Source organism: Kosakonia sp. AG348 (assembly GCF_003337365.1).
Classification (GTDB): domain Bacteria; phylum Pseudomonadota; class Gammaproteobacteria; order Enterobacterales; family Enterobacteriaceae; genus Kosakonia.
The window spans coordinates 576945-600319 of the sequence record NZ_QPJR01000003.1 but is presented as its reverse complement, the minus strand read 5'-3'; the positions used below and the strand labels follow the sequence as shown (position 1 = coordinate 600319).

The 23375-nt window shown below is 55.8% G+C and carries 21 protein-coding genes; 14 read left to right on the top strand and 7 right to left on the bottom strand.

The features are described 5' to 3' along the window. Window positions 1–68 precede the first annotated feature (68 nt). Window positions 69–2597 carry a bifunctional glycosyl transferase/transpeptidase gene (gene mrcB / locus DFO56_RS09975; RefSeq protein WP_017457976.1) on the bottom strand — a complete coding sequence of 843 codons (2529 nt, stop codon included), beginning with the start codon at window positions 2595–2597 and terminating at the stop codon, window positions 69–71. Window positions 2598–2714: 117 nt separating this feature from the next. Continuing rightward, window positions 2715–5144: an ATP-dependent helicase HrpB gene (gene hrpB / locus DFO56_RS09970; RefSeq protein ID WP_045511985.1), complete on the bottom strand. Its 2430-nt coding sequence runs from the start codon at window positions 5142–5144 to the stop codon at window positions 2715–2717. A gap of 73 nt (window positions 5145–5217) precedes the next feature. On the opposite strand from hrpB, the gene thpR reads away from it, so the two are divergent. The 9 genes from thpR (at window position 5218) to panD (ending at window position 12288) form a co-directional block, all read left to right on the top strand. Further along, on the top strand, window positions 5218–5748 hold the full coding sequence (thpR, locus tag DFO56_RS09965) for an RNA 2',3'-cyclic phosphodiesterase (RefSeq protein WP_045511982.1): 531 nt from the start codon (window positions 5218–5220) through the stop codon (window positions 5746–5748). A gap of 9 nt (window positions 5749–5757) precedes the next feature. After that, window positions 5758–6462 carry a DNA/RNA nuclease SfsA gene (gene sfsA, locus DFO56_RS09960; protein ID WP_045511979.1) on the top strand — a complete coding sequence of 235 codons (705 nt, stop codon included), beginning with the start codon at window positions 5758–5760 and terminating at the stop codon, window positions 6460–6462. A 173-nt stretch (window positions 6463–6635) separates the two neighbouring features. Continuing rightward, window positions 6636–7091: an RNA polymerase-binding protein DksA gene (gene dksA / locus DFO56_RS09950; protein WP_007373199.1), complete on the top strand. Its 456-nt coding sequence runs from the start codon at window positions 6636–6638 to the stop codon at window positions 7089–7091. Between the two features lie 87 nt (window positions 7092–7178). Then, the gene (gluQRS, locus tag DFO56_RS09945) at window positions 7179–8075 is read left to right on the top strand and encodes a tRNA glutamyl-Q(34) synthetase GluQRS (protein ID WP_045511976.1); all 897 of its coding nucleotides are present in this window, start codon (window positions 7179–7181) and stop codon (window positions 8073–8075) included. Between the two features lie 55 nt (window positions 8076–8130). Beyond that, window positions 8131–9528, top strand: a complete 1398-nt coding sequence (gene pcnB, locus DFO56_RS09940; protein WP_206052453.1) for a polynucleotide adenylyltransferase PcnB — start codon at window positions 8131–8133, stop codon at window positions 9526–9528. Beyond that, window positions 9525–10004, top strand: coding sequence for a 2-amino-4-hydroxy-6-hydroxymethyldihydropteridine diphosphokinase (gene folK, locus DFO56_RS09935; protein WP_045511973.1), 480 nt, complete (start codon window positions 9525–9527; stop codon window positions 10002–10004). The genes pcnB and folK overlap by 4 nt, the downstream gene beginning before the upstream one ends. A gap of 108 nt (window positions 10005–10112) precedes the next feature. Beyond that, window positions 10113–10904, top strand: a complete 792-nt coding sequence (gene panB, locus DFO56_RS09930; RefSeq protein WP_045511971.1) for a 3-methyl-2-oxobutanoate hydroxymethyltransferase — start codon at window positions 10113–10115, stop codon at window positions 10902–10904. A gap of 11 nt (window positions 10905–10915) precedes the next feature. Continuing rightward, window positions 10916–11770, top strand: coding sequence for a pantoate--beta-alanine ligase (gene panC, locus DFO56_RS09925; RefSeq protein ID WP_045511968.1), 855 nt, complete (start codon window positions 10916–10918; stop codon window positions 11768–11770). A 137-nt stretch (window positions 11771–11907) separates the two neighbouring features. Beyond that, window positions 11908–12288 (top strand): aspartate 1-decarboxylase, encoded by a 381-nt coding sequence (panD, locus tag DFO56_RS09920; protein ID WP_020456583.1) that lies wholly within the window; start codon window positions 11908–11910, stop codon window positions 12286–12288. A 4-nt stretch (window positions 12289–12292) separates the two neighbouring features. Here the strand turns inward: panD and DFO56_RS09915 are convergent, their stop codons facing one another. The 3 genes from DFO56_RS09915 to DFO56_RS09905 all read right to left on the bottom strand — a co-directional run bounded on the left by DFO56_RS09915 (window position 12293) and on the right by DFO56_RS09905 (window position 15366). Next, window positions 12293–13537, bottom strand: coding sequence for a polysaccharide deacetylase family protein (locus tag DFO56_RS09915; protein WP_045511965.1), 1245 nt, complete (start codon window positions 13535–13537; stop codon window positions 12293–12295). 135 nt (window positions 13538–13672) lie between these two features. Continuing rightward, window positions 13673–14443 carry an ABC transporter permease gene (locus DFO56_RS09910; protein ID WP_017457966.1) on the bottom strand — a complete coding sequence of 257 codons (771 nt, stop codon included), beginning with the start codon at window positions 14441–14443 and terminating at the stop codon, window positions 13673–13675. Further along, a complete protein-coding gene (locus DFO56_RS09905; RefSeq protein WP_020456581.1) occupies window positions 14440–15366 on the bottom strand; it encodes an ABC transporter ATP-binding protein in 927 nt (308 codons plus the stop codon). The genes DFO56_RS09910 and DFO56_RS09905 overlap by 4 nt, the downstream gene beginning before the upstream one ends. A gap of 107 nt (window positions 15367–15473) precedes the next feature. Here DFO56_RS09905 and can point away from each other — a divergent pair, with 107 nt between their 5' ends. Next, entirely contained in the window at window positions 15474–16136 is a 663-nt protein-coding gene (can, locus tag DFO56_RS09900; protein ID WP_044489565.1) for a carbonate dehydratase, read from the top strand. Between the two features lie 29 nt (window positions 16137–16165). Here can and hpt read toward each other — a convergent pair whose 3' ends face one another. Continuing rightward, the gene (hpt, locus tag DFO56_RS09895) at window positions 16166–16702 is read right to left on the bottom strand and encodes a hypoxanthine phosphoribosyltransferase (RefSeq protein WP_017457963.1); all 537 of its coding nucleotides are present in this window, start codon (window positions 16700–16702) and stop codon (window positions 16166–16168) included. Between the two features lie 202 nt (window positions 16703–16904). On the opposite strand from hpt, the gene DFO56_RS09890 reads away from it, so the two are divergent. Continuing rightward, window positions 16905–19295: a glucose/quinate/shikimate family membrane-bound PQQ-dependent dehydrogenase gene (locus DFO56_RS09890; protein ID WP_045511963.1), complete on the top strand. Its 2391-nt coding sequence runs from the start codon at window positions 16905–16907 to the stop codon at window positions 19293–19295. Window positions 19296–19408: 113 nt separating this feature from the next. Here DFO56_RS09890 and cueO read toward each other — a convergent pair whose 3' ends face one another. Next, a complete protein-coding gene (cueO, locus tag DFO56_RS09885; protein WP_045511961.1) occupies window positions 19409–21094 on the bottom strand; it encodes a multicopper oxidase CueO in 1686 nt (561 codons plus the stop codon). A 144-nt stretch (window positions 21095–21238) separates the two neighbouring features. On the opposite strand from cueO, the gene DFO56_RS09880 reads away from it, so the two are divergent. The 3 genes from DFO56_RS09880 to speD all read left to right on the top strand — a co-directional run bounded on the left by DFO56_RS09880 (window position 21239) and on the right by speD (window position 23348). After that, window positions 21239–21586 (top strand): YacC family pilotin-like protein, encoded by a 348-nt coding sequence (locus tag DFO56_RS09880; RefSeq protein WP_020456577.1) that lies wholly within the window; start codon window positions 21239–21241, stop codon window positions 21584–21586. An 86-nt stretch (window positions 21587–21672) separates the two neighbouring features. Beyond that, on the top strand, window positions 21673–22533 hold the full coding sequence (gene speE, locus DFO56_RS09875; RefSeq protein WP_020456576.1) for a polyamine aminopropyltransferase: 861 nt from the start codon (window positions 21673–21675) through the stop codon (window positions 22531–22533). Window positions 22534–22553: 20 nt separating this feature from the next. After that, window positions 22554–23348, top strand: coding sequence for an adenosylmethionine decarboxylase (gene speD / locus DFO56_RS09870; protein ID WP_045511959.1), 795 nt, complete (start codon window positions 22554–22556; stop codon window positions 23346–23348). Window positions 23349–23375: the final 27 nt, after the last annotated feature.

The following is a 23375-nucleotide window of genomic DNA, read 5'->3' as shown; positions in this document are numbered from 1 at the left end:
CATGTTTAGGGCGTTAAAAAACCCCCGATGTTGCCATCGGAGGTTTCAGGTTTTGTCACGGCAGAAAGTTAGTTACCGCCGAACATCTCTTTGATCCAGCCGGCGACACCATCGCTTTTCTGCTCCTGCTGCGGCGGCTGTTGAGGCTGCTGCTGCGCGGGTTGCTGCGGCTGCTGGGACTGATCAAACGGGTTACCGGTTTGCGGCTGCACCTGGTTTTGCTGGCACAGCGTTTCCGGGCTGGTCGTCCAGACCGGAAGCTGGCGCACACCGCCACCGCCGCAAACGAAATTACCCATGTCATCAACACCCATATTGGTGATGTCTTCCGGCGGCGTCAGATCCAGCGGGATCGGCGACTGATTTTCCAGATAACGCTGGTAAATCGCCATCGCGCCGCTGGCACCATACAGCTTCGTCGGCTGGTTATTATCGCGACCAACCCAGGTAATGGTCACTTCGCGCCCGTCGATTCCCGCAAACCAGGTATCGACGTTGTTGTTGGTAGTACCGGTTTTACCCGCCAGATGCAGGCCCGGATACTTCGCGCCAAGCTGGCGACCAGTGCCGCGCTGGACAACCTGCTGCATCGTCCACAGCGTCATGTACGCCGCCTGCGCCGGTACGGCACGCTCGGCCTGCGGGAAGCTCTGATACAGCACCGTGCCATCTTCAGCAATCACCGAACGCAGCGCGGAAAGCGGTGCGCGGTTACCGCCGCTGGCGATGGTCTGAAAAGCCTGCGCCACTTCAATTGGCGTCAGGTTCAGCGCACCAAGCAGCATAGACGGCATGCCGGTCAGCTGATCTTTCGGCGCGCCGAGTTTCTGCCAGGTGTCCGTCACCGCAGGCAACCCAACCGCCATCCCGAGGTTCACCGTCGGTACGTTCATCGACCGGGTCAGCGCATCGACCAGCATCACCTGGCCGCTAAAACGACGGTCATCGTTTTGCGGTGCCCACACCTGGCCGTTAGACAAGCGCAGTGAAATCGGCGCATCGGCAATCCAGGTATTCAGGCGATAGATGTTCGGCTGGCTCAGCGCCGTCAGGTAGGTTGCCGGTTTCGCCAGCGAACCAATGGAGCGGCGCGCCTGCATCGCACGGTTATAACCCGCGAATTGCGGCGTCGCACCGCCGACCATCGCGCGCACTTCACCGGTGTAGCGGTCGACCACCACCATTGCCGTTTCAAGATCGGTCAGCTTGCGCTGTTTGATCAGCAGCGGAATACCTTCCACGGCGGCTTTTTCGGCGGCGTCCTGCGCCACGGAATCAAAAGTGGTGAAGATCTTCACGCCGGAGAGATCTTTCACTTTATCACCGAGCTTCGCTTGCAACTCCTGACGCACCATCTGCATAAACGCTGGCTGCGGTGAAATCACTCCGCCGCGCGGCTGCACGCCGAGCGGACGCGCGCTCAGCATGTCATACAGCTCCTGGTCGATAACGTTCTGCTGTTGCAGCAAGCGCAGCACCAGGTTACGACGCTCCAGCGCCAGTTTCGGGTTACGCCACGGGTTATAGATTGACGCGCCTTTAACCATCCCCACCAGCAATGCCTGCTGATCAAGGCTCAGCTCTTCCACCGGGCGGCCAAAATAGTAGAGGCTCGCCAGCGGGAAACCGCGGATCTCGTTGTCGCCGCTCTGACCGAGGTACACCTCGTTCATATACAGCTCAAGAATACGATCTTTGCTGTAGCGGGCATCCATAATCAGCGCCATATAGGCTTCGTTGGCTTTACGCCAGTAGGAGCGCTCGCTGCTGAGAAACAGGTTTTTCACCAGTTGCTGCGTCAGCGTACTCGCCCCCTGCACAGTGCGTCCGGCGGTCAGGTTCGCCAGCACCGCACGGCCAATGGAGTAAAAGCTGATGCCGTCGTGCTCGTAAAAGTGGCGGTCTTCGGTCGCCAGCAGCGTATCCACCAGCAGATCCGGGAAGCCATTGCGCGGCACGAACAAACGCTGCTCGCCATTAGGCGAAGAGAGCATGGTGATCAGGCGTGGATCGAGGCGGAAGAAACCGAACTGGCGGTTGCTGTCCATATTCTCGATGGTTTCCAAACGAGAGCCGTCAAAAGTCAGACGCGCACGCACCTGCCCTTCTTTACTATCCGGGAAATCAAACGGACGGCGGATCATCTCAATGCTTTTCGCCTGCACAGTAAACTCGCCGGGACGCGTCATCTTCGTCACCTGGCGGTACTGCGTGGCTTCCAGCAGTTTCACCATCTCGTTTTTACTGATTGCCATATCCGGTTCGAGGTTGACCATACGGCCATACACCGCGGCAGGCAGTTGCCAGACTTTTCCGTCGATACGGGCACGGATTTTTTGATCCAGATACACGCCATAAATGGCGCACAGCACGGCCAGAACGATGGCAATTTTTAACAGCAGCCAGAACCAGCCGCGTTTGCCGCGTGGCTTCTTGCCTTTGCCTCTTCCTTTTTTCGGCATCGGTTCCTCGTCTTCATCGTCATCTTCATACTCGTCGTACTCCTCTTCCCGAAGTCGACGACGGCTGATTTTCTCTTTCGCCGGACGCGCTGGTTTACCCTTGCGTCCAATTGGCTCGCGGTCATTCCCCGCCATGCTTTACTCTCCGCAACTTTCAGGCGCAAGGGCCTGATTCTCAACTCTTCCGCACCGGGGCAGAAGAAGAAATCTCTCAATTTATCGCACGGTTCGATGGCGAAAAGCCCATCCCTGTTACGAATACTTTTTAGTGCGCCGCGTCGGTGCCGTATTGGCCGGATCGTCCGGCCAGACATGCTTCGGGTAGCGCCCTTTCATCTCTTTTTGCACTTCGCGATACGCGCCTGCCCAAAACGCGCTTAAATCACGGGTGATTTGCAGCGGACGTTGCGCAGGGGAAAGCAGCTCCAGCACCAGCGCCACGCGCCCTTGCGCGATGACAGGCGTTGTCGCTTCGCCAAACATCTCTTGCATACGCACCGCCAGCGCCGGCGGGTTATCTTCGTGATAACGAATCGCTATCCGGCTTCCCGTCGGCACAGTGTAATGCGCAGGCAGCTCACTATCCAGACGTTGACGTAATGACCACGGCATCGCATTTTGTAACGCCTGGCTTAAATCAAGCGCTTTCAGCTCACGCAGCGAACGAATACCGCTCATTTGCGGCAATAACCACTGCTCAAGGTTCTCCAGCAACGAAGCCTCATCGACCGCTGGCCAGTCCACTTCCGGCAGCCACTTCGCCGCACAATGCAGACGCAAACGCAGTTGCTCGGCGTCCGGCGTCCAGTTCAGCACGCGCAAGCCTTTATCACGGATACCGTTCAGCATCGCCCGATGCAACTCCTCTTCGGAGGGTTTCGCCAGCGGTTGTACTTTTAATGTCAATTGGCCTATCTGGCTGCGGCGAAAGGCTTTTAACGTGCCCTGCGCCTCGTCCCACTCAACCGTGTCGGACTGCTGCAATAAATGGGGGCAGCGGGTGACAAGCGCGTCGATATCCAGCGGCAGCGCCAGCAAAATCCGCGCATCCGGTGATGCGCTCCCCTGCAACAGCACTGGTGCTATCAGCCATTCGTGACGGTTGAGCGCATCATCGGCGTCCAGCGTTGCGCCCATGCCGTTCGCCAGTTGATAGCGACCTTCCTGTCCGCGCCGGCGGGCAATGCGATCGGCAAAGGCGCTTGCCAGCAACGGCGCAAGTACGGTGTTGTCCGGCTCGCCATCGCTGCTTTTCAGGCGGCGAGCCAGCTGGCGCGCGCGCTGCTGCCAGTTCGGCTGGTTGCGTGAAAACGCCGCGCTCAAGTCACTGTTTGCGCCGCGTGGTGGCTCTTCCAGAATCGCCGCCAGCTTCGCCGCCGAGGCAATTTCATCGCGACCGTTTGCCGCTGCCAGCATCGCAGCCAGGCGCGGCTCGTTACCGAGCGCCGCCATGCGCTGCCCAAACGGCGTCAGTCGCCCGTCCTCAAACGCCTGCAACTGGCTGAGCAGCTTGCGCGCCGCCGCGAGATTCACCGCTGGCGGCAGATCCAACCATTTGAGCTGGGCAGAATCCTGGCATCCCCACTGGATTAATTCCATTAACAGTCCGGATAAATCACTACTCACTATTTCAGGGCTGCTCTGCGCCGCCGCGCGTTCCGCCTGCTCTTTACTCAGTAAATGCACACAAATGCCAGGCTCAAGACGACCGGCACGTCCGGCACGCTGCGTCATCGAAGCAACACTAATGCGCTGCGTCACCAGCCGGGTTAAACCGCTGCGGGCATCAAACCGCGCGACGCGCTCCTGGGCGCTATCCACCACCAGGCGAATGCCTTCAATGGTCAAACTGGTTTCGGCGATATTAGTCGCTAGCACTACTTTTCGCTGCCCGACGGGCGCGGGCAAAATGGCTTTGCGCTGCTCACTGAGCGGCAGCGCACCATAGAGCGGGCAGAGGAGAACATCGCTACCGACGCGGAAAGCCAGTTGCTCCTGCACACGCTGGATTTCCCCGACGCCCGGTAAAAACAGCAGCAGCGAACCGGGTTCATTACGCAGTAATTCAGCGGTCGCCTGGGCGACGGCTTCATCAAAACGAAGATGAGAAGGCAACGGTTGATAACGCTGCTCAACGGGGTACGCCCGCCCTTCAGACACAATGCTCGGGGCCTCAGGCAACAACGCCTGCAAACGGGCATTATCGAGTGTTGCCGACATCACCAGCAGTTTGAGGTCATCGCGCAGCCCTTGCTGCACATCTAACAGCAATGCCAGGGCAAGATCCGCTTGCAGGCTGCGCTCATGAAATTCATCGAGGATCACCAGCCCAACGCCGCTGAGTTCCGGATCTTGCTGAACCAGCCGCGTTAATATGCCTTCCGTCACGACTTCGAGCCGGGTATTTGGCCCCACGCAGGTTTCCGCACGCATCCGGTAACCCACGGTTTCGCCTGGCTTTTCATCGAGCAGCTCCGCCAGCCGCTGTGCCACATTGCGCGCCGCCAGCCGACGCGGCTCAAGCAGCAAAATACGGCCAGTAATGTCGCCTTGTTGCAGCAGCTGCAACGGCAACCAGGTCGATTTCCCTGCGCCGGTGGGTGCGCTTAACAGCACCTGTGGCGCGATGCGCAGGGCAGAAAGAATGTCGGGCAGAACGGCGGCGACTGGCAGTGAGGACACAAAAGCTCCGGAGGGTTAACATAAGCCGGCCAGCAGTATAACATCGCCGTAAACCTTTGACCTCGAGCCCGCCATGTCTGAACCAAAAAGGCTGTTTTTCGCCCTTGAACTCCCTGCGGATATTCAGACGCAGGTGGTGCAATGGCGTGCGCAACAGTTCCCGCCGGATGCGGGGCGGCCGATTGCAGCGGCGAATCTGCATCTGACGCTGGCGTTTCTCGGCGAAATCAGCGCGGAAAAACAGCGCGCACTGGAAGCGCTGGCCGGCCGGATACGCCAGCCCGGTTTCACGCTCACGCTGGATGATGCCGGGCAATGGCTGCGTTCGCGCGTCGTCTGGCTCGGTTCACGCCAGCCGCCGCGTGGGCTGCTGCAACTGGCGGATATGCTCCGCGCCCAGGCGTCCCGCAGCGGATGTTATCAAAGCCCGCAGCCGTTTCACCCGCACATTACGCTACTGCGCGATGCCAGCCACGCTGTCACGATCCCACCGCCGGGTTTTCGCTGGTCATTTCCGGTGACGGCGTTCGCATTGTATGAATCACAATTTATCCAGGGCCGAACCCGCTACACGCAGTTGCATCGCTGGACGCTTAAAAAATAAGGATTTTCCATGGATTTTTCCCCGCCACTTAAATCCGCCACGCTGATTCAGCGTTATAAACGCTTTCTTGCGGATGTGATCACGCCTGAAGGGGAAACCCTCACGCTGCATTGCCCGAATACCGGTGCGATGACCGGTTGCGCGACGCGAGGCGACACGGTCTGGTATTCCACGTCGAATAATCCTAAGCGTAAATATGCCCATACGTGGGAATTATCCCAAACCCAACAGGGGGCATTTATTTGCGTCAATACTCAGCGGGCAAATATGCTGACAAAAGAAGCAATACTTGCTGACCAGGTGCCTGAACTCAGCGGATATAGCGCGCTGAAAAGCGAAGTAAAATATGGTGCGGAAGGTAGCAGAATTGATTTTCTGTTACAGGCGGATGACCGGCGCAACTGCTATATTGAAGTGAAATCGGTCACGCTCGCCGAGCAGCAGTCAGGCTACTTCCCGGATGCCGTCACCCTGCGTGGGCAGAAGCATTTACGGGAATTAATGAGCGTCGCGGCCAACGGCGATCGCGCGGTAATTCTGTTTGCCGTTCTGCACTCCGCCGTTGAACATTTTTCTCCGGCACGCCATATTGACGAGGAATACGCACGATTATTGAATGAGGCACAACACCGGGGGGTAGAAGTTATCGCTTATAAAGCGGAACTTTCTGCCGATAATATCACTCTTAAGTTGCCACTACCTTTTACGGTATAAAGGCAAGCTTTTGACGAGTAAGTGATTTGGTCGCGTGCGCAAATACGCTTTTCTTCACAGGGTTGTCAAGTGTTACGTTTAGATATTTGCCATCCGTAAAAGCATCTGCTATTTATAGCGGCCTGATTTTTCCCCCACACGGGGATCGATAGTGCGTGTTAAGGAGAAGCAACATGCAAGAAGGGCAAAACCGTAAAACATCGTCCCTGAGTATTCTCGCCATCGCTGGGGTGGAGCCGTATCAAGAGAAACCGGGCGAAGAGTATATGAACGAAGCCCAGCTGGCGCACTTCAAGCGTATTCTTGAAGCATGGCGTAATCAACTTAGGGATGAAGTCGATCGCACCGTCACGCACATGCAGGACGAAGCAGCTAACTTCCCCGATCCGGTCGACCGTGCCGCGCAGGAAGAAGAGTTCAGCCTCGAACTGCGTAACCGTGATCGCGAGCGCAAGTTGATTAAAAAGATCGAGAAGACGCTGAAAAAAGTGGAAGACGAAGATTTCGGCTTCTGCGAATCCTGTGGCGTTGAAATTGGTATCCGTCGTCTGGAAGCACGTCCGACTGCCGACCTGTGCATCGACTGCAAAACCCTGGCGGAAATCCGCGAAAAACAGATGGCGGGTTAATCCCCTGACGTCTTCAACGGCGCACCGCTAAGGCGTGGTGCGCCCTATACGGCGGGATCGATTCCCGCCTATATTTTTGCCAGCGACATGCCTGAATCACACTATATTGGGCGCTTTGCGCCATCCCCATCCGGTGAACTGCATTTTGGTTCGTTAATTGCTGCTCTCGGCAGCTATCTGCAAGCCCGCGCCAGCCAAGGCACCTGGCTTGTTCGCATCGAAGATATCGATCCCCCCAGAGAAGTTCCCGGCGCGGCAAACACCATTCTTCGCCAGCTTGAGCATTATGGTCTGCACTGGGACGGCGATGTGCTGTGGCAATCCCGTCGCCATGACGCCTACCGTGAGGCGCTCGCCACCTTACAACGCAAAGGGCTGAGCTATTTTTGTACCTGCACGCGCGCCCGTATCCAAAGCCTCGGTGGCACCTACGACGGGCATTGCCGGACATTACAAAATGGCCCGCAAAACGCCGCCGTACGGCTGGTACAGCAGCATCCGGTGCTGCACTTCGACGATAAATTACGCGGGCGCATCACCGCCGACGAAAAACTGGCGCGGGAAGATTTTATTATTCACCGCCGCGACGGGCTGTTTGCCTACAATCTCGCGGTGGTGGTCGATGACCATTTTCAGGGCGTCACAGAAATTGTGCGCGGCGCGGATCTGATAGAACCCACGGTGCGGCAAATCTCCCTTTATAACCAGTTTGGCTGGCCGGTGCCGACGTACGTTCATTTGCCGCTGGCGCTCAACGAGCAGGGAAATAAGCTTTCCAAGCAAAACCACGCCCCCGCGTTGCCTGAAGGCGATCCGCGCCCGGTAATAATCAGGGCTTTACAATTTTTGAACCAGGATGTAACAAATGAGTGGCAGGATCTGCGCATCGACGCGCTGCTGCAAAAAGCGGTGGAAAACTGGACGCTTTGCCGTGTGCCGGATGCCGTGGATGCGAATACAGCATTCTCAAACGGCTCGCGCTGAGCTATGATTAGCCGCTATTTTTTTGTCCTGACGTTTGACACTACCGAGGTGTACTATTTTTACCCGAGTCGCTAATTTTTGCCGCAAGGTGCTAAGCCGCGAAGAGAGCATGGTCGTTGAGGCTATGGCCCAACCGCAGATGACGGTTATTCCGCGTGAGCAGCACGCTATTTCCCGCAAAGATATCAGTGAAAATGCGCTCAAGGTGCTCTATCGTCTGAATAAAGCGGGCTACGACGCTTACCTGGTAGGCGGCGGCGTGCGCGATTTATTGCTGGGCAAAAAACCAAAAGATTTTGACGTGACCACCAGCGCAACGCCGGACCAGGTGCGTAAACTGTTCCGCAACTGCCGCCTGGTCGGCCGCCGTTTCCGCCTTGCACATGTGATGTTCGGGCCGGAAATTATCGAAGTCGCCACCTTCCGTGGCCATCACGACGAACAACAAACCGATCGCACCATCTCCCAGCGCGGGCAGAATGGCATGCTGCTGCGTGACAACATTTTCGGTTCCATCGAAGAGGATGCCCAGCGCCGCGACTTCACCATCAACAGCCTTTATTACAGCGTTGCTGATTTCACCGTGCGTGATTACGTCGGCGGTATGCGTGACCTGGAAGAGGGTGTGATTCGCCTGATTGGTAACCCGGAAACCCGCTATCGCGAAGATCCGGTGCGCATGCTGCGCGCGGTGCGCTTTGCCGCCAAGCTCAATATGCGTATCAGCGAAGAGACCGCCGAGCCGATCCCGCGTCTGGCAACGCTGATTAACGATGTTCCTCCTGCGCGCCTGTTTGAGGAATCGCTGAAATTGCTGCAGGCCGGTTACGGTTACGAAACCTACCGTTTACTGCGTGAATATGGTCTGTTCCAGCCGCTGTTCCCCAGCATCACCCGCTACTTCACCGAAAAAGGCGACAGCCCGATGGAGCGGATTATTGACCAGGTGCTGAAGAATACCGACAACCGCATTCGCAACGACATGCGCGTCAATCCGGCGTTTTTGTTTGCTGCGATGTTCTGGTATCCGCTGCTGGAAAACGCCCAGCGCATTACCCAGGAAGGCGGTCTGGCCTATTACGACGCTTTCGCGCTGGCGATGAACGACGTGCTGGATGAAGCGTGCCGTTCACTGGCGATCCCAAAACGTATCACCACGCTGATCCGTGATATCTGGCAGTTGCAATTGCGGATGTCCCGTCGCCAGGGCAAGCGCTCATGGAAACTGATGGAACACCCGAAATTCCGCGCGGCCTATGATTTACTGGCGCTGCGCGCCGAAGCCGAAAATAATGGCGAGCTGCAACGTCTGGCGAAATGGTGGGGTGAATTCCAGGTTTCCGCACCGCCAGCTCAGAAAGATATGCTCAATGATTTAGGCGATGAACCGGCAGAACGCCGTCGCCACCGCCGCCCGCGCAAACGCGCGCCGCGCCGCGAAGGTAGCGCATGACCCTCGCGTATATCGCGCTCGGTAGCAACCTGGCATCACCGCTCGACCAGGTTAACGCCGCGATGACCGCCCTCGGAGAGATCCCACAAAGCCGCATCGTGGCGGTCTCTTCGTTATATCGCACTCCCCCGCTTGGCCCGCCGGATCAACCGGACTATCTCAACGCCGTCGTGGCGCTGGAAACCGACCTTACGCCAGAAACGCTGCTCGATCACACGCAACGCATTGAACTCCAGCAAGGCCGCGTACGTAAAGCAGAACGCTGGGGACCGCGCACGCTCGATCTCGATATCATGCTGTTTGGCAATCTTACCCTGAATACCGAACGCCTGACGGTGCCGCACTACGACATGAAAAACCGTGGCTTTATGTTGTGGCCACTGTTTGAAATTGCGCCCGATCTGCACTTCCCGGACGGCACATCGTTGCAGGAAATTCTTGCGAACCTGAACGCGCCGAAACCCGACGCCTGGTAATTTCCCGCTTTCGTCACGCCCCGCGCTCACCGCTTGCCTAAAATCATTGCCCACCTGATGGTTGCTGCTAGAATGCGCCAGAATCGCTTTCGACTATCAGGAAACGCTATGAAACCCACCACCATCTCCTGGCTGCACAAGTGCAAGCAGGAAAAGAGACGCTTCGCCACTATCACCGCATACGACTACAGCTTCGCGAAACTGTTTGCCGAAGAAGGGATTAACGTGATGCTGGTTGGTGATTCGTTAGGGATGACGGTACAAGGTCACGACTCCACTCTGCCGGTAACGGTTGCCGATATCGCTTATCACACCCAGGCTGTTCGCCGTGGCGCACCGGCCTGTCTGCTGCTCGCCGATCTGCCGTTTATGGCCTACGCCACGCCGGAACAGGCGTTTGACAACTCCGCCGTGGTCATGCGCGCAGGTGCCAATATGGTGAAAATCGAAGGCGGTCGCTGGCTGGCGCCGACGGTGAAAATGCTGACCGAGCGCGCCGTGCCGGTGTGCGGCCACCTGGGTTTGACGCCGCAGTCTGTTAATATTTTCGGCGGTTATAAAGTTCAAGGGCGCGGCGACGCGGCACAAGGGCTGCTTGACGATGCGCTGGCGCTGGAAGCCGCTGGCGCGCAACTGCTGGTGCTGGAGTGTATTCCGGTCGAGCTGGCGCAGCACATCACGTCGGCGTTAACCATTCCGGTAATTGGTATTGGCGCAGGCAATGTCACCGACGGCCAGATTCTGGTGATGCATGACGCGTTCGGTATTACCGGCGGGCATATCCCGAAATTCGCGAAAAATTTCCTCAATGAAGCAGGCGACATGCGCGCAGCGGTCAGGCAGTATGTTGCCGACGTCGAATCCGGAGCCTATCCGGGTGAAGAACATAGTTTCCATTAAGGAGCCTTACTGTGTTGATTATTGAAACCCTCCCGCTGCTGCGCCAGCACATCCGCAGACTGCGTCAGGAAGGTAAGCGTATTGCGCTGGTGCCAACGATGGGCAACCTGCACGATGGCCATATGAAGCTGGTCGACGAAGCGAAAGCCCGCGCCGATGTGGTGGTTGTGAGTATTTTCGTTAACCCAATGCAGTTCGACCGCCCGGATGATTTAGTGCGCTACCCACGCACCCTGCAGGAAGATTGCGAGAAGCTGAACAAGCGCAAAGTCGATCTTGTTTTCGCCCCCGCACCAGCAGATATCTACCCGCAGGGCACCGACACCCAAACGTATGTTGATGTGCCGGGTATCTCCACCATGCTGGAAGGCGCAAGCCGTCCTGGCCATTTCCGTGGCGTGTCGACTATCGTCAGTAAGCTGTTCAACCTGGTACAACCGGATATCGCCTGTTTTGGCGAGAAGGATTACCAACAGTTGCAGTTGATCCGCAAAATGGTGGCCGACATGGGCTACGACATTGAGATTGTCGGCGTGCCGACCGTGCGCGCAAAAGATGGCCTCGCGCTGAGTTCGCGTAATGGCTATCTCACCGCTGAACAGCGCAAAATTGCCCCGGCGCTCAGCAAAGTGATGAATTCGATTGCCGATAAACTGCTGGCAGGCGAGCGCAATGAAGAAGAACTGATTGCCATTGCCGGGCAGGAGATCAACGACGCGGGTCTGCGCGCCGATGATATTCAGATCCGCGATGCAGATACGCTGCTGGCGCTGTCTGAGGACAGTAAACGCGCGGTGATTTTGATGGCGGCATGGCTTGGTCAGGCGCGGCTTATCGACAACAAAGTCGTTGAGTTAGCCCGCTAGACAGGGCGAAAAAATCGGGCAATACTCCACTCCTGGCTTGCCCTTACGCCCGCCAGGACGTGGCGCGAGCACACGAGGGATTCGCAGGGAGCCGCCCTCCATTTTCAGGTTAATTATCAGTAATGAAGGTTTAACTTATGATTCGCACGATGCTGCAAGGCAAGCTCCACCGCGTCAAAGTGACGCAGGCCGACCTGCACTACGAAGGTTCCTGCGCGATTGACCAGGATTTCCTTGAGGCGGCCGGTATTCTGGAATACGAAGCCATCGATATTTATAACGTGACCAACGGCAAACGCTTTTCTACCTACGCGATTGCCGGCGAGCGCGGCTCACGCATTATCTCGGTTAACGGCGCGGCAGCGCACTGCGCGGACGTCGGCGATATCCTGATTATCGCCAGCTACGTCACCGTGCCGGATGAAGTTGCCCGTAGCTGGCAGCCGAAAGTGGCCTATTTTGATGGTGACAACGAGATGAAACGCACCGCGAAAGCCGTGCCGGTTCAGGTTGCCTGATGCCCTACCCCTGCGGCTGATTACTGATCAGCCGCGACATTGTCTCCAGCGAATCCGTTCTCAGCACGTACAGCCTTTTCAGTAAAAACGGGTTATCTCCCGGTTTCACCTTGCCACGCACCGTGGTCACCGCCAGATGAAAACCGGCGTCATTCGCCGCTTTCACCGCTTTGTCGTCATACGCACCAAAGGGATAGGCAAGGTAAAGCACATGCGGGTTGAACTGCGCCAGTGCGCGGCGCGAGCGTTTAAAATCGAACAGAATGTTGTGGTAGTTGCGGCTGAGCAAAATCGGGTGCATGGCATCATCAACCCGGTGCAGGAAATGGGTATGTGACTGCACATCGAACACATCCTGAATCTGATTAAGCTCCGACACGCTCATAAACTGCAGGAATTTCGGATCCCACGGCTGCGGCTTGAGCTTAATACGTGACGAAATGATAAACGCTGTCGCTTTAAAACCGTACTCGCGCAGGATTGGCCAGGCGTAACGGCTGACCGACTTCAGCCCATCATCAAAGGTGATCACCACCGAACGCGCGGGCAAATTCATGCGGTTACGCACATAACCTTCCAGCTGGTACATCGACAACGTGGTGTAACCCTGATCGCGCAGCCAGGTCATCTGGTTGGTAAAAGCACGCACCGAGGTGGTGGTCGAGGTGTGGCGAAAGCGGGTATTTTCTTCATCGCGCAAGATGTGATGATAAGTCAGCACCGGAATGCCGCTATCTTCTTGCGCATCCAGGCTGCTGATCCACGCCAGCCGGTTGCCGATGCGGATCTGAAACCAGGTCTGGTTCAGGCGGTCTTTTAGCTTATCGATTATCGGGTAACGCAGGTTTTCCGCCAGCGTGCCAACCTGTTTACTGGTGATATCCGGCGACGTGTAGAGCGGCGTATCCTGCCAGGTGATCAGATTTTGATTACTAAGCGGCTTATTCAGATCGCCCAGCGTATCTTCTACCCGCTCATTACCTGACACCGTGCCAAGATGGCCTCTGTCGATAAACCCGCTGCCGAAACCAAAGCGAAACGCGTAATAATCTTCCGCCCCCGGCACCACCGCCAGGATCTGCCCGGCGCGAATATTGCCGACGGTAACGACTCTGTCCCCCACCTGCGCCCAGATATTGGCATCTTCGGTGGTTTGCATATAGCGCGCGGGAATGCGTTGTTCACTGACAATACTGGCAGATGCGTTCAAGGCAACCAGCAACAGTAAAAGGGTAATCAAACGAGACATGAGACGGACCGAATAGAAAAACTGCACCTATTGTAGCAACAGAACGGGAGAAACCAACGGCAATGAGCAGGCTAAAAAACAGCCTAATCCTCAGGATTGGCTCTCTTCCAGAGAAGAGAGCCGTTGCAAACGGGATCAGCTACGCAGCCCGCGTCCGCGGTTGATCAGATACCAGCACAGCAGGTAAAAGACGATGATAAACACCACTAAAACCCCCACGGTGGTAAACAGCGGCACATCGGAAATGCCGAGGAAACCAAAGCGGAAGCCGCTAATCATGTACACGATCGGGTTGAGGTGCGACAGCGCCTGCCAGAATGGCGGCAGCAGCGTCAGGGAGTAAAACACCCCGCCCAGATAAGTCAGCGGCGTCAACACAAAGGTCGGGATCAGGCTGATGTCATCAAAGGTTTTGGCAAATACCGCATTCAACAGCCCGGCCAGTGAAAACAGCACCGCCGTCAGCAGCAGCGTCAGACCAACAAACAGCCATGAATGTACCTGAAACGGCACGAAAAACAGCGAAACCGCCGTGACCAGGATGCCCACACACAGCCCGCGCGCCACGCCGCCGCCAACATATCCGGCGATAATGACATGCGTCGGCACCGGTGCCACCAGCAGCTCCTCGATATTGCGCTGGAACTTGGCGCTAAAGAATGACGACGCCACGTTGGCATACGCGTTGGTGATCACCGCCATCATGATTAAGCCCGGTACGATAAACTGCATGTAGGTAAAGCCGTGCATTTCACCGATACGCGAACCGATCAGGTTGCCGAAAATAATAAAGTAGAGCGTCATGGTGATCACCGGCGGCACCAGTGTTTGCACCCAAATGCGCATAAAACGCTGGATCTCTTTGTACCAGATACTCTTCAGCGCCACCCAGAACAGCTGCATCATGCGCTTTCTCCTTTTCTGTCATGAACCAGCGTGACAAACAGCTCTTCGAGACGGTTGGCTTTGTTACGCATACTCAATACCTGCACACCCTGCGCGCTAAGCTGGCTGAACACGCTGTTCACGCCCTGCTCACGCAGCACTTCCACCTCAAGCGTGGACGTATCCACCAGCCGGTATTGATACCCTTCCAGCTTCGGCAGCGGGCTTTTCGGCGCTAAATCGAGAATAAAAGTTTCCGATTTCAGCTTCGACAGCAGCGCTTTCATCGAGGTGTTTTCAATCAGATCGCCACGCTGAATGATGCCGATGTTGCGACACAGCATCTCGGCTTCTTCCAGGTAGTGCGTCGTCAGAATGATGGTGGTGCCTTTGTCATTGAGATCTTTCAAAAAGCCCCACATTGAGCGGCGCAGTTCGATATCGACACCCGCGGTTGGCTCGTCGAGGATCAGTAGTTTTGGCTCGTGCATCAGCGCGCGGGCAATCATCAGACGGCGCTTCATACCACCGGAAAGCATCCGCGCACGCTCGTTGCGTTTTTCCCACAGATCAAGCTGAGTCAGGTACTTTTCGCTACGTACGAGGGCTTCTTTACGATCAACGCCGTAGTAACCCGCCTGGTTAACGACTATCTGTTGCACGGTTTCAAACGGGTTAAAGTTGAACTCCTGCGGCACCAGCCCCAGTTGGCGCTTCGCGTTCACCACGTCTTTTTCGAGGTCGTAACCAAAGACGCTAACGCGCCCGGAAGATTTATTTACCAGCGAGCTGATAATGCCAATGGTGGTGGATTTGCCGGCACCATTTGGTCCGAGAAGCGCATAGAAATCGCCCGCTTCTACTTGTAAATCAATGCCGCGCAGCGCCTGAACGCCGCCCGGATAGGTTTTTTTAAGCTGCTCAAGCTCCAGTGCAATGGTCATGAATTATCACTTACCTGTTTTCTCACACTCGATGTGTGGTTTAAAAAGACGGAGAGTTCACCTATATTAGCGCAACGCACTTATCTGGTTACAGGTCGTTAACCTCCATGAAAGACATAGATACACTCATCAGCAACAATGCACTATGGTCAAAAATGCTGGTGGAAGAAGATCCTGGATTTTTCGAAACACTGGCGCAAGCACAGAAGCCGCGCTTTCTCTGGATTGGATGCTCCGACTCACGCGTACCCGCAGAACGTCTTACCGGGCTCGAACCGGGTGAACTGTTTGTACACCGTAATGTTGCAAACCTGGTTATCCATACCGATCTGAACTGCCTCTCCGTGGTGCAGTACGCGGTGGATGTGCTGGAAGTTGAGCACATTATCATCTGCGGTCACTACGGTTGCGGCGGCGTGCAAGCGGCGGTTGAGAATCCGGAACTGGGCCTAATCAACAACTGGCTGCTGCACATTCGCGATATCTGGTTTAAACATAGCTCGCTGCTGGGCGAAATGCCGCCGGAGCGTCGTCTCGACACGCTGTGCGAGCTGAACGTGATGGAACAGGTCTACAACCTGGGCCATTCAACCATCATGCAATCCGCGTGGAAACGTGGCCAGAAAGTGACCATTCACGGCTGGGCCTACGGCATTCATGATGGTCTGCTGCGCGATCTGGACGTCACCGCCACTAACCGCGAGTCGCTGGAACAGCGCTATCGTCAGGGCGTGTCAAACCTGAGTCAGAAGCACAGCAACCACAAATAACAATCGGGGCCATAATTGGCCCCGTTTTTTTACTCGTCCAGCATCACCACTTTGCCGACATACGGCAAATGGCGATAACGCTGCGCGTAATCAATACCGTAACCCACCACAAACTCGTCCGGGATAGCAAAACCGACGAATTCGACCGGCACATCCACTTCACGACGCGACGGTTTATCCAGCAGGGTACAAATCGCCAGCGATTTTGGCTCACGCAGGCGCAGGATCTCGCGCACTTTCGACAGCGTGTTACCCGAATCGATAATGTCTTCCACGATCAGCACATCTTTGCCACGAATATCTTCGTCGAGATCTTTGAGGATTTTCACATCGCGGGTGGTGGACATGCCGCTGCCGTAGCTGGAGGCGGTCATAAAGTCGACTTCGTGCGACACCTGCACTTCACGGCACAGGTCAGCCATAAACATAAACGAGCCGCGCAGCAGCCCAACCAGCACCATTTCGCTGCCGCTATCTTTATAACGCTCAGTGATTTGACGACCCAGCTCAGCGATACGCGCTTTGATCTCCGCTTCCGGGATCATCACTTCAACAGTGTGTTTCATTTTACTAACCATATGATTTAAAGAGTAAATCACTCAATACCGGTGCTTAAACCAGTGATTGAAACGCAAGGTGCGCAGTATACCAGCAAAAAGATTGTTGCGGGTTATTCCGCTACAAAGCTCATTTTGTGATGACGGTCACACTTGTTAACTCCTATAATTACTTGCTATCAAAATATTAACAAATCAACGGATGTGTTTTATGGCGGAAACAAAAACTCAACGGTCGCGGCTGCTTGTCACGCTGACGACGCTCTTTGCAGCCTTCTGCGGGCTGTATCTTTTAATCGGTGGGGTCTGGCTCGTCAGCATTGGCGGTTCCTGGTACTACCCCATCGCCGGTCTGGTCATGCTCGGCGTGACATGGCTGTTGTGGAAAGGGAAGCGCGCCGCGCTGTGGCTGTATGCCGCCCTGCTGCTGGCAACCATGATTTGGGGCGTGTGGGAAGTCGGTTTCGACTTCTGGGCGCTGACGCCGCGTAGCGATATCCTCGTCTTCTTCGGCATCTGGCTGATTCTGCCGTTCGTCTGGCGGCGGTTGATTGTGCCTTCCAGCGGTGCGGTAGCCGCGCTGGTGGTGGCACTGTTAATTAGCGGTGGCATTCTCACCTGGGCGGGTTTTAACGATCCGCAAGAAGTTCACGGCACCCTGAGCGCCGATGCCACACCGGCCGCGCCGATTTCACAGGTGGCCGATGGCGACTGGCCAGCCTATGGGCGTAACCAGGAAGGCCAGCGCTACTCTCCGCTGAAACAGATCAATGCCGATAACGTGAAAAACCTGAAGGAAGCCTGGGTGTTCCGCACCGGCGACCTGAAAATGCCAAACGATCCCGGTGAAATAACCAACGAAGTGACGCCAATTAAAGTGGGCGACACGCTGTTTCTGTGTACCGCGCACCAGCGTTTGTTTGCGATTGATGCCGCCACCGGCAAAGAGAAGTGGCACTTCGATCCGCAGCTGAACACCAATACTTCGTTCCAGCATGTGACCTGCCGCGGTGTTTCTTACCATGAAGCGCGCGCCGATAACGCCAGCCCGGATGTCGTTGCTGACTGCCCGCGCCGCATTATTCTGCCGGTGAACGATGGTCGTCTGTTTGCGCTGAATGCGGATAACGGCAAGCTGTGCGAAACCTTTGCCAACAAAGGGATCCTGAATCTGCAGACTAATATGCCGGATACCACGCCGGGTCTGTATGAGCCAACGTCTCCGCCGATCATCACCGATAAAACCATCGTGATTGCCGGTTCGGTAACGGATAACTTCTCCACCCGTGAAACCTCCGGTGTTATCCGTGGTTTCGACGTGAATACCGGTAAACTGCTGTGGGCCTTCGATCCGGGCGCGAAAGATCCGAACGCGATCCCCTCGGATGAACACACCTTCACCTTTAACTCGCCGAACTCGTGGGCGCCTGCGGCTTATGACGCGAAACTGGATTTAGTCTATCTGCCGATGGGCGTCACCACCCCGGATATCTGGGGCGGCAACCGCACACCAGAGCAGGAGCGCTACGCCAGCTCGATCGTCGCGCTGAACGCCACCACCGGTAAGCTCGCCTGGAGCTATCAGACCGTACACCACGATCTGTGGGATATGGATATGCCGTCCCAGCCGACGCTGGCGGACATTACCGTGAACGGCAAAACCGTACCGGTTATTTATGCGCCGGCGAAAACCGGCAACATTTTCGTCCTCGATCGTACCAACGGTAAGCTGGTGGTTCCGGCACCGGAAAAACCGGTTCCGCAAGGCGCGGCAAAAGGCGACTACGTAGCCAAAACCCAGCCCTTCTCCGAGCTGAGTTTCCGTCCGACGAAAAACCTGAGCGGCGCGGATATGTGGGGCGCCACCATGTTCGACCAACTGGTGTGCCGCGTGATGTTCCACCAGATGCGCTATGAAGGTATCTTCACGCCGCCATCTGAGCAGGGCACGCTGGTATTCCCGGGTAACCTGGGGATGTTCGAATGGGGCGGTATCTCCGTTGATCCAAACCGTCAGGTGGCGATTGCCAACCCAATGGCGCTGCCGTTTGTGTCAAAACTGATCCCGCGCGGTCCAGGCAACCCGATGGAGCCGCCGAAAGATGCGAAAGGTACTGGTTCGGAATCCGGTATTCAGCCGCAGTATGGCGTGCCGTTTGGCGTGACGCTGAACCCGTTCCTCTCGCCATTTGGTCTGCCTTGTAAACAACCGGCCTGGGGTTACATTTCCGCACTGGATCTGAAAACCAACCAGGTGGTATGGAAAAAACGTATTGGTACACCGCAAGACAGCATGCCGTTCCCGATGCCGGTTCCGGTGCCGTTCAATATGGGGATGCCGATGCTCGGCGGCCCAATTTCCACCGCCGGTAATGTGCTGTTTATCGCCGCGACCGCAGATAACTACCTGCGCGCTTATAACATGAGCAACGGTGAGAAACTGTGGCAAGGCCGTTTGCCGGCTGGTGGCCAGGCGACACCGATGACTTATGAGGTTAATGGCAAGCAGTACGTGGTCATTTCCGCAGGCGGTCACGGTTCGTTCGGTACCAAAATGGGCGATTACATTGTCGCTTATGCGCTGCCGGATGACGCGAAGTAATCTCTCTTCTCCCTGACCGGAAGTCGTTATAAAAAATCCCCTCTGCCATCTGGCATGAGGGGATTTTCCTTTCTGCGACCGCCTGCCGCCGGAGTAAAGCGGAAAGTGAAGCGCTAAACCGTAAAGCCTAACATCATCCCGGTATCTTCATGCTCCAGCAGATGGCAGTGCGCCATATAGGCAAATTCTTTCGGCGCGTCATGCTGGAAACGGACTAACACTTCGCTGCGCGCGCCATACACTTCAACCGTATCTTTCCAGCCTGCGCGATGCGCCGCTGGCGGTTTGCCATTTTCCGACAGAATGCGGAACTGCGTGCCGTGAATATGGAACGGGTGCAACATCATATCGCCCTCGCCGGAGATCACCCAGCGCTCATATTGCCCTTTCTGCGCGGCAAATTGCGGTGTCGCCATATCAAAGGCTTTGCCGTTGATGCGGTTGGCATTATGGAAATCAAAACCGTTGCCGCCGTGGTTCATCTGGCCGCTACCCATTTGCATGTTACCCATTTGACTATGGTCCATCTGACCATTATCCATTTGCATCTTGCCCATCTGGCTATGGTCCATCTGACCATTATCCATTTGCATCTTGCCCATCTGGCTATGGTTCATCTGGCCATGACCCATTTGCATATTCCCCATCTGCCCGTGGCCCATCATCCCGGCCATCGCGCTATCGCCATACTTCTGCTGTAGCGCCTGCATACCCATCATGTCGAGCATCGGATCCATCGACAGTTGCAAGGTGCGCTGCGTTAATCCTTCAAGCGCGGGTAAACCCGGCAGTGTCGCCAGCGTATCCGGTAACGTGCCGGAAGCGGTCACCTGTAATGGCTGGATGCGCAGCACCGGTTGCGGCTGGTCAAACGGCGCAACGGTCATTCCCATCTGCTGAACCGGTAAGGTCAGCAGATCAAATGGCTTACCATTGCTGGTATCGACCAATACTTCAAAGCGCTCGCCCATCAGCACCGGTAACTCGCTCACTTTCACCGGCTCCCCAAGCAAACCACCGTCGCTTGCTACCACATACAACGGGCGTTGATCGCTGGTGCCAAACTTCAGTGAACGCGCATTGCAGCCGTTCAACAATCGCAAGCGCAGCCAGCCGCGCGGGGCGGAATGTTGCGGGTAAATGGCACCGTTGGTGAGCAGCGTATCGCCAAACCAGCCAACGGCTGCGCTCATCACATCCAGTTGGTAATCAATCTGGCCGTTGGCGGCGAATTTTTTGTCCTGCACGATGACCGGTACATCATCAATGCCCCACTGCTGCGGCAGGCGCAATTTACGGCTGTTCTCATCCTCAATCAGCACCAGCCCCGCCAGCCCCATCGCCACTTGTCGACCAGTTTTGCCGTGTTGATGCGGGTGGAACCAACATGTCGCCGCCTGCTGTGTCGGGGTAAAGGTCACGGTTCGGCTACCACCGGGTTTAATAATGCCTTGCGGCCCGCCATCGACTTCGCCCGGCACCTCAACGCCGTGCCAGTGCACGGTGGTCTCTTCGGACAGCGTATTGCGGATCTCAACGGTGACCTCACGCCCCTGACGGAGCTGAAGCGCCGGGCCTAACAGCGCACCGTTGTATCCCCAGGTAGCGGCGCGTTTATTGCCAAACAGGGTTTCGCCTGCCTGCACCGATAACGCGATACGGTTTTGCGCGTCGGCGGCGAGTAACGGTGGTACAGGCAATGCGGGGCGCTCAGCGGCGAACAGCGAACGGCTCCATAACGGCAGCGTGCTCATCACCCCCAGCGCAGCGGAATATTTCAAGAAATCTCGGCGTTGCATGGGCATTTCCTTATCGATTGCAGGTCATCTTTTGAGCTTAAACCCTCCCCCTGCCGGAAGGTCAAGAAAAGAGACAATAATAAATATCGTCGCCATATCCGGACTGTGCTAACGTTTAAATTCCGTTACGCCGTGGTAGAAATAATGAAGACGTTTTTCAGAACAATTGTCCTGGGCAGCTTGCTGGCTGTCTCCGCCAACAGTTATGCACTGAGTGAATCCGAAGCTGAAGACATGGCCGATCTCACGGCAGTGTTTGTATTTTTGAAAAACGACTGCGGTTATAACAACTTACCGAATGGGCAGATCCGCCGCGCCCTGGTTTTTTTCGCCCAGCAAAACCAGTGGGATCTCAGCAACTATGACACGTGGGACATGAAATCGCTTGGTGAAGAGAGTTACCGCGATCTGAGCGGTATTGGCATTCCGACCGCGAAAAAATGTAAAGCCCTCGCCCGCGACTCCCTGAGCCTGCTTGCCTACGTCAAATAACGGTGAACTTTTGACCGTGCATCGCTAATCAGAGTTAGCTATGATGTTGCGCCCGTTTTTAGCGGGTGTTAACAGAGGAGCTACCGATGGCCGATAACAACGTATGGCAAGAGACGCTGCACGACCATTTTGGTCAATACTTTGCCGTTGATAAGGTGCTGTATCACGAAAAGACCGATCATCAGGATCTGATTATTTTCGAGAACGCCGCTTTTGGCCGCGTTATGGCGCTGGATGGCGTGGTGCAAACCACCGAACGTGACGAATTTATCTATCACGAAATGATGACCCATGTTCCGCTGCTGGCACACGGCCACGCGAAACACGTGCTGATCATTGGCGGCGGCGACGGCGCGATGCTGCGCGAAGTCAGCCGCCATAAAAATATTGAAACCATCACCATGGTAGAAATCGACGCTGGCGTCGTCTCTTTCTGCCGCCAGTATCTGCCAAAGCACAATGCAGGCGCCTATGACGATCCGCGTTTTACGCTGGTGATCGACGACGGCGTGAATTTTGTTACTCATACTGACCAGACGTTTGACGTGATTATCTCGGACTGTACCGATCCTATCGGGCCAGGCGAGAGCTTGTTTACCTCTGCGTTTTATGAAGGCTGCAAACGCTGCCTGACCCCTGGCGGGATCTTCGTCGCGCAGAACGGCGTCAGCTTCTTACAGCAAGATGAGGCGGTCGACAGCTACCGCAAGCTCGGCCACTATTTCAGCGATGTCGGCTTCTATCAGGCGGCGGTGCCAACCTATTACGGCGGCATTATGACGTTCGCCTGGGCCACGGATAACGAGGCACTGCGCCATCTCTCCACCGAGATTATTGCCGCTCGTTTCCGCAACGCCAATCTCACCTGCCGCTACTACAACCCGGCGATTCATACGGCAGCCTTTGCCCTGCCGCAATATTTACATGATGCACTGGCTGCACAGTAACACTAAGGGGGTGATAAAAATTGAAAAAGCTTAAACTACATGGCTTTAACAACCTGACCAAAAGCCTGAGTTTTTGTATCTACGACATTTGCTACGCCAAAACCGCAGAAGAGCGTGATGGCTATATTGCCTATATCGATGAACTCTACAACGCCAACCGTTTGACGGAGATCCTCACGGAAACCTGTAACATCATTGGCGCGAATATTTTGAACATTGCCCGCCAGGATTACGAGCCGCAGGGCGCGAGCGTAACCATTCTGGTCAGTGAAGAGCCTGTCGACCCGCAGCTTATCGACAAAACCGAGCACCCGGGCCCGCTGCCGGAAGCCGTCGTCGCGCATCTGGATAAAAGCCATATCTGCGTACACACCTATCCGGAAAGCCATCCGGAAGGCGGTTTGTGCACCTTCCGCGCGGATATTGAAGTCTCAACCTGCGGCGTGATTTCACCGCTGAAAGCGCTGAATTACCTGATCCACCAGCTCGAATCCGATATCGTCACCGTCGACTACCGCGTGCGCGGCTTTACCCGCGATATCAACGGCATGAAACACTTTATCGATCATGAGATTAATTCGATTCAGAACTTTATGTCGGATGATATGAAATCGCTGTATGACATGGTGGACGTCAACGTGTATCAGGAAAATATCTTCCATACCAAGATGTTGCTTAAAGAGTTCGACCTTAAGCACTACATGTTTCATACCAGACCGGAAGATTTGACGCCGCTAGAACGTAAAGAGATCACCGAAGCGCTGTGGAAAGAGATGCGCGAGATCTACTACGGCCGCAATATTCCGGCCGTGTAACGCACCAGGGGCGCAAGGACGCGCCCT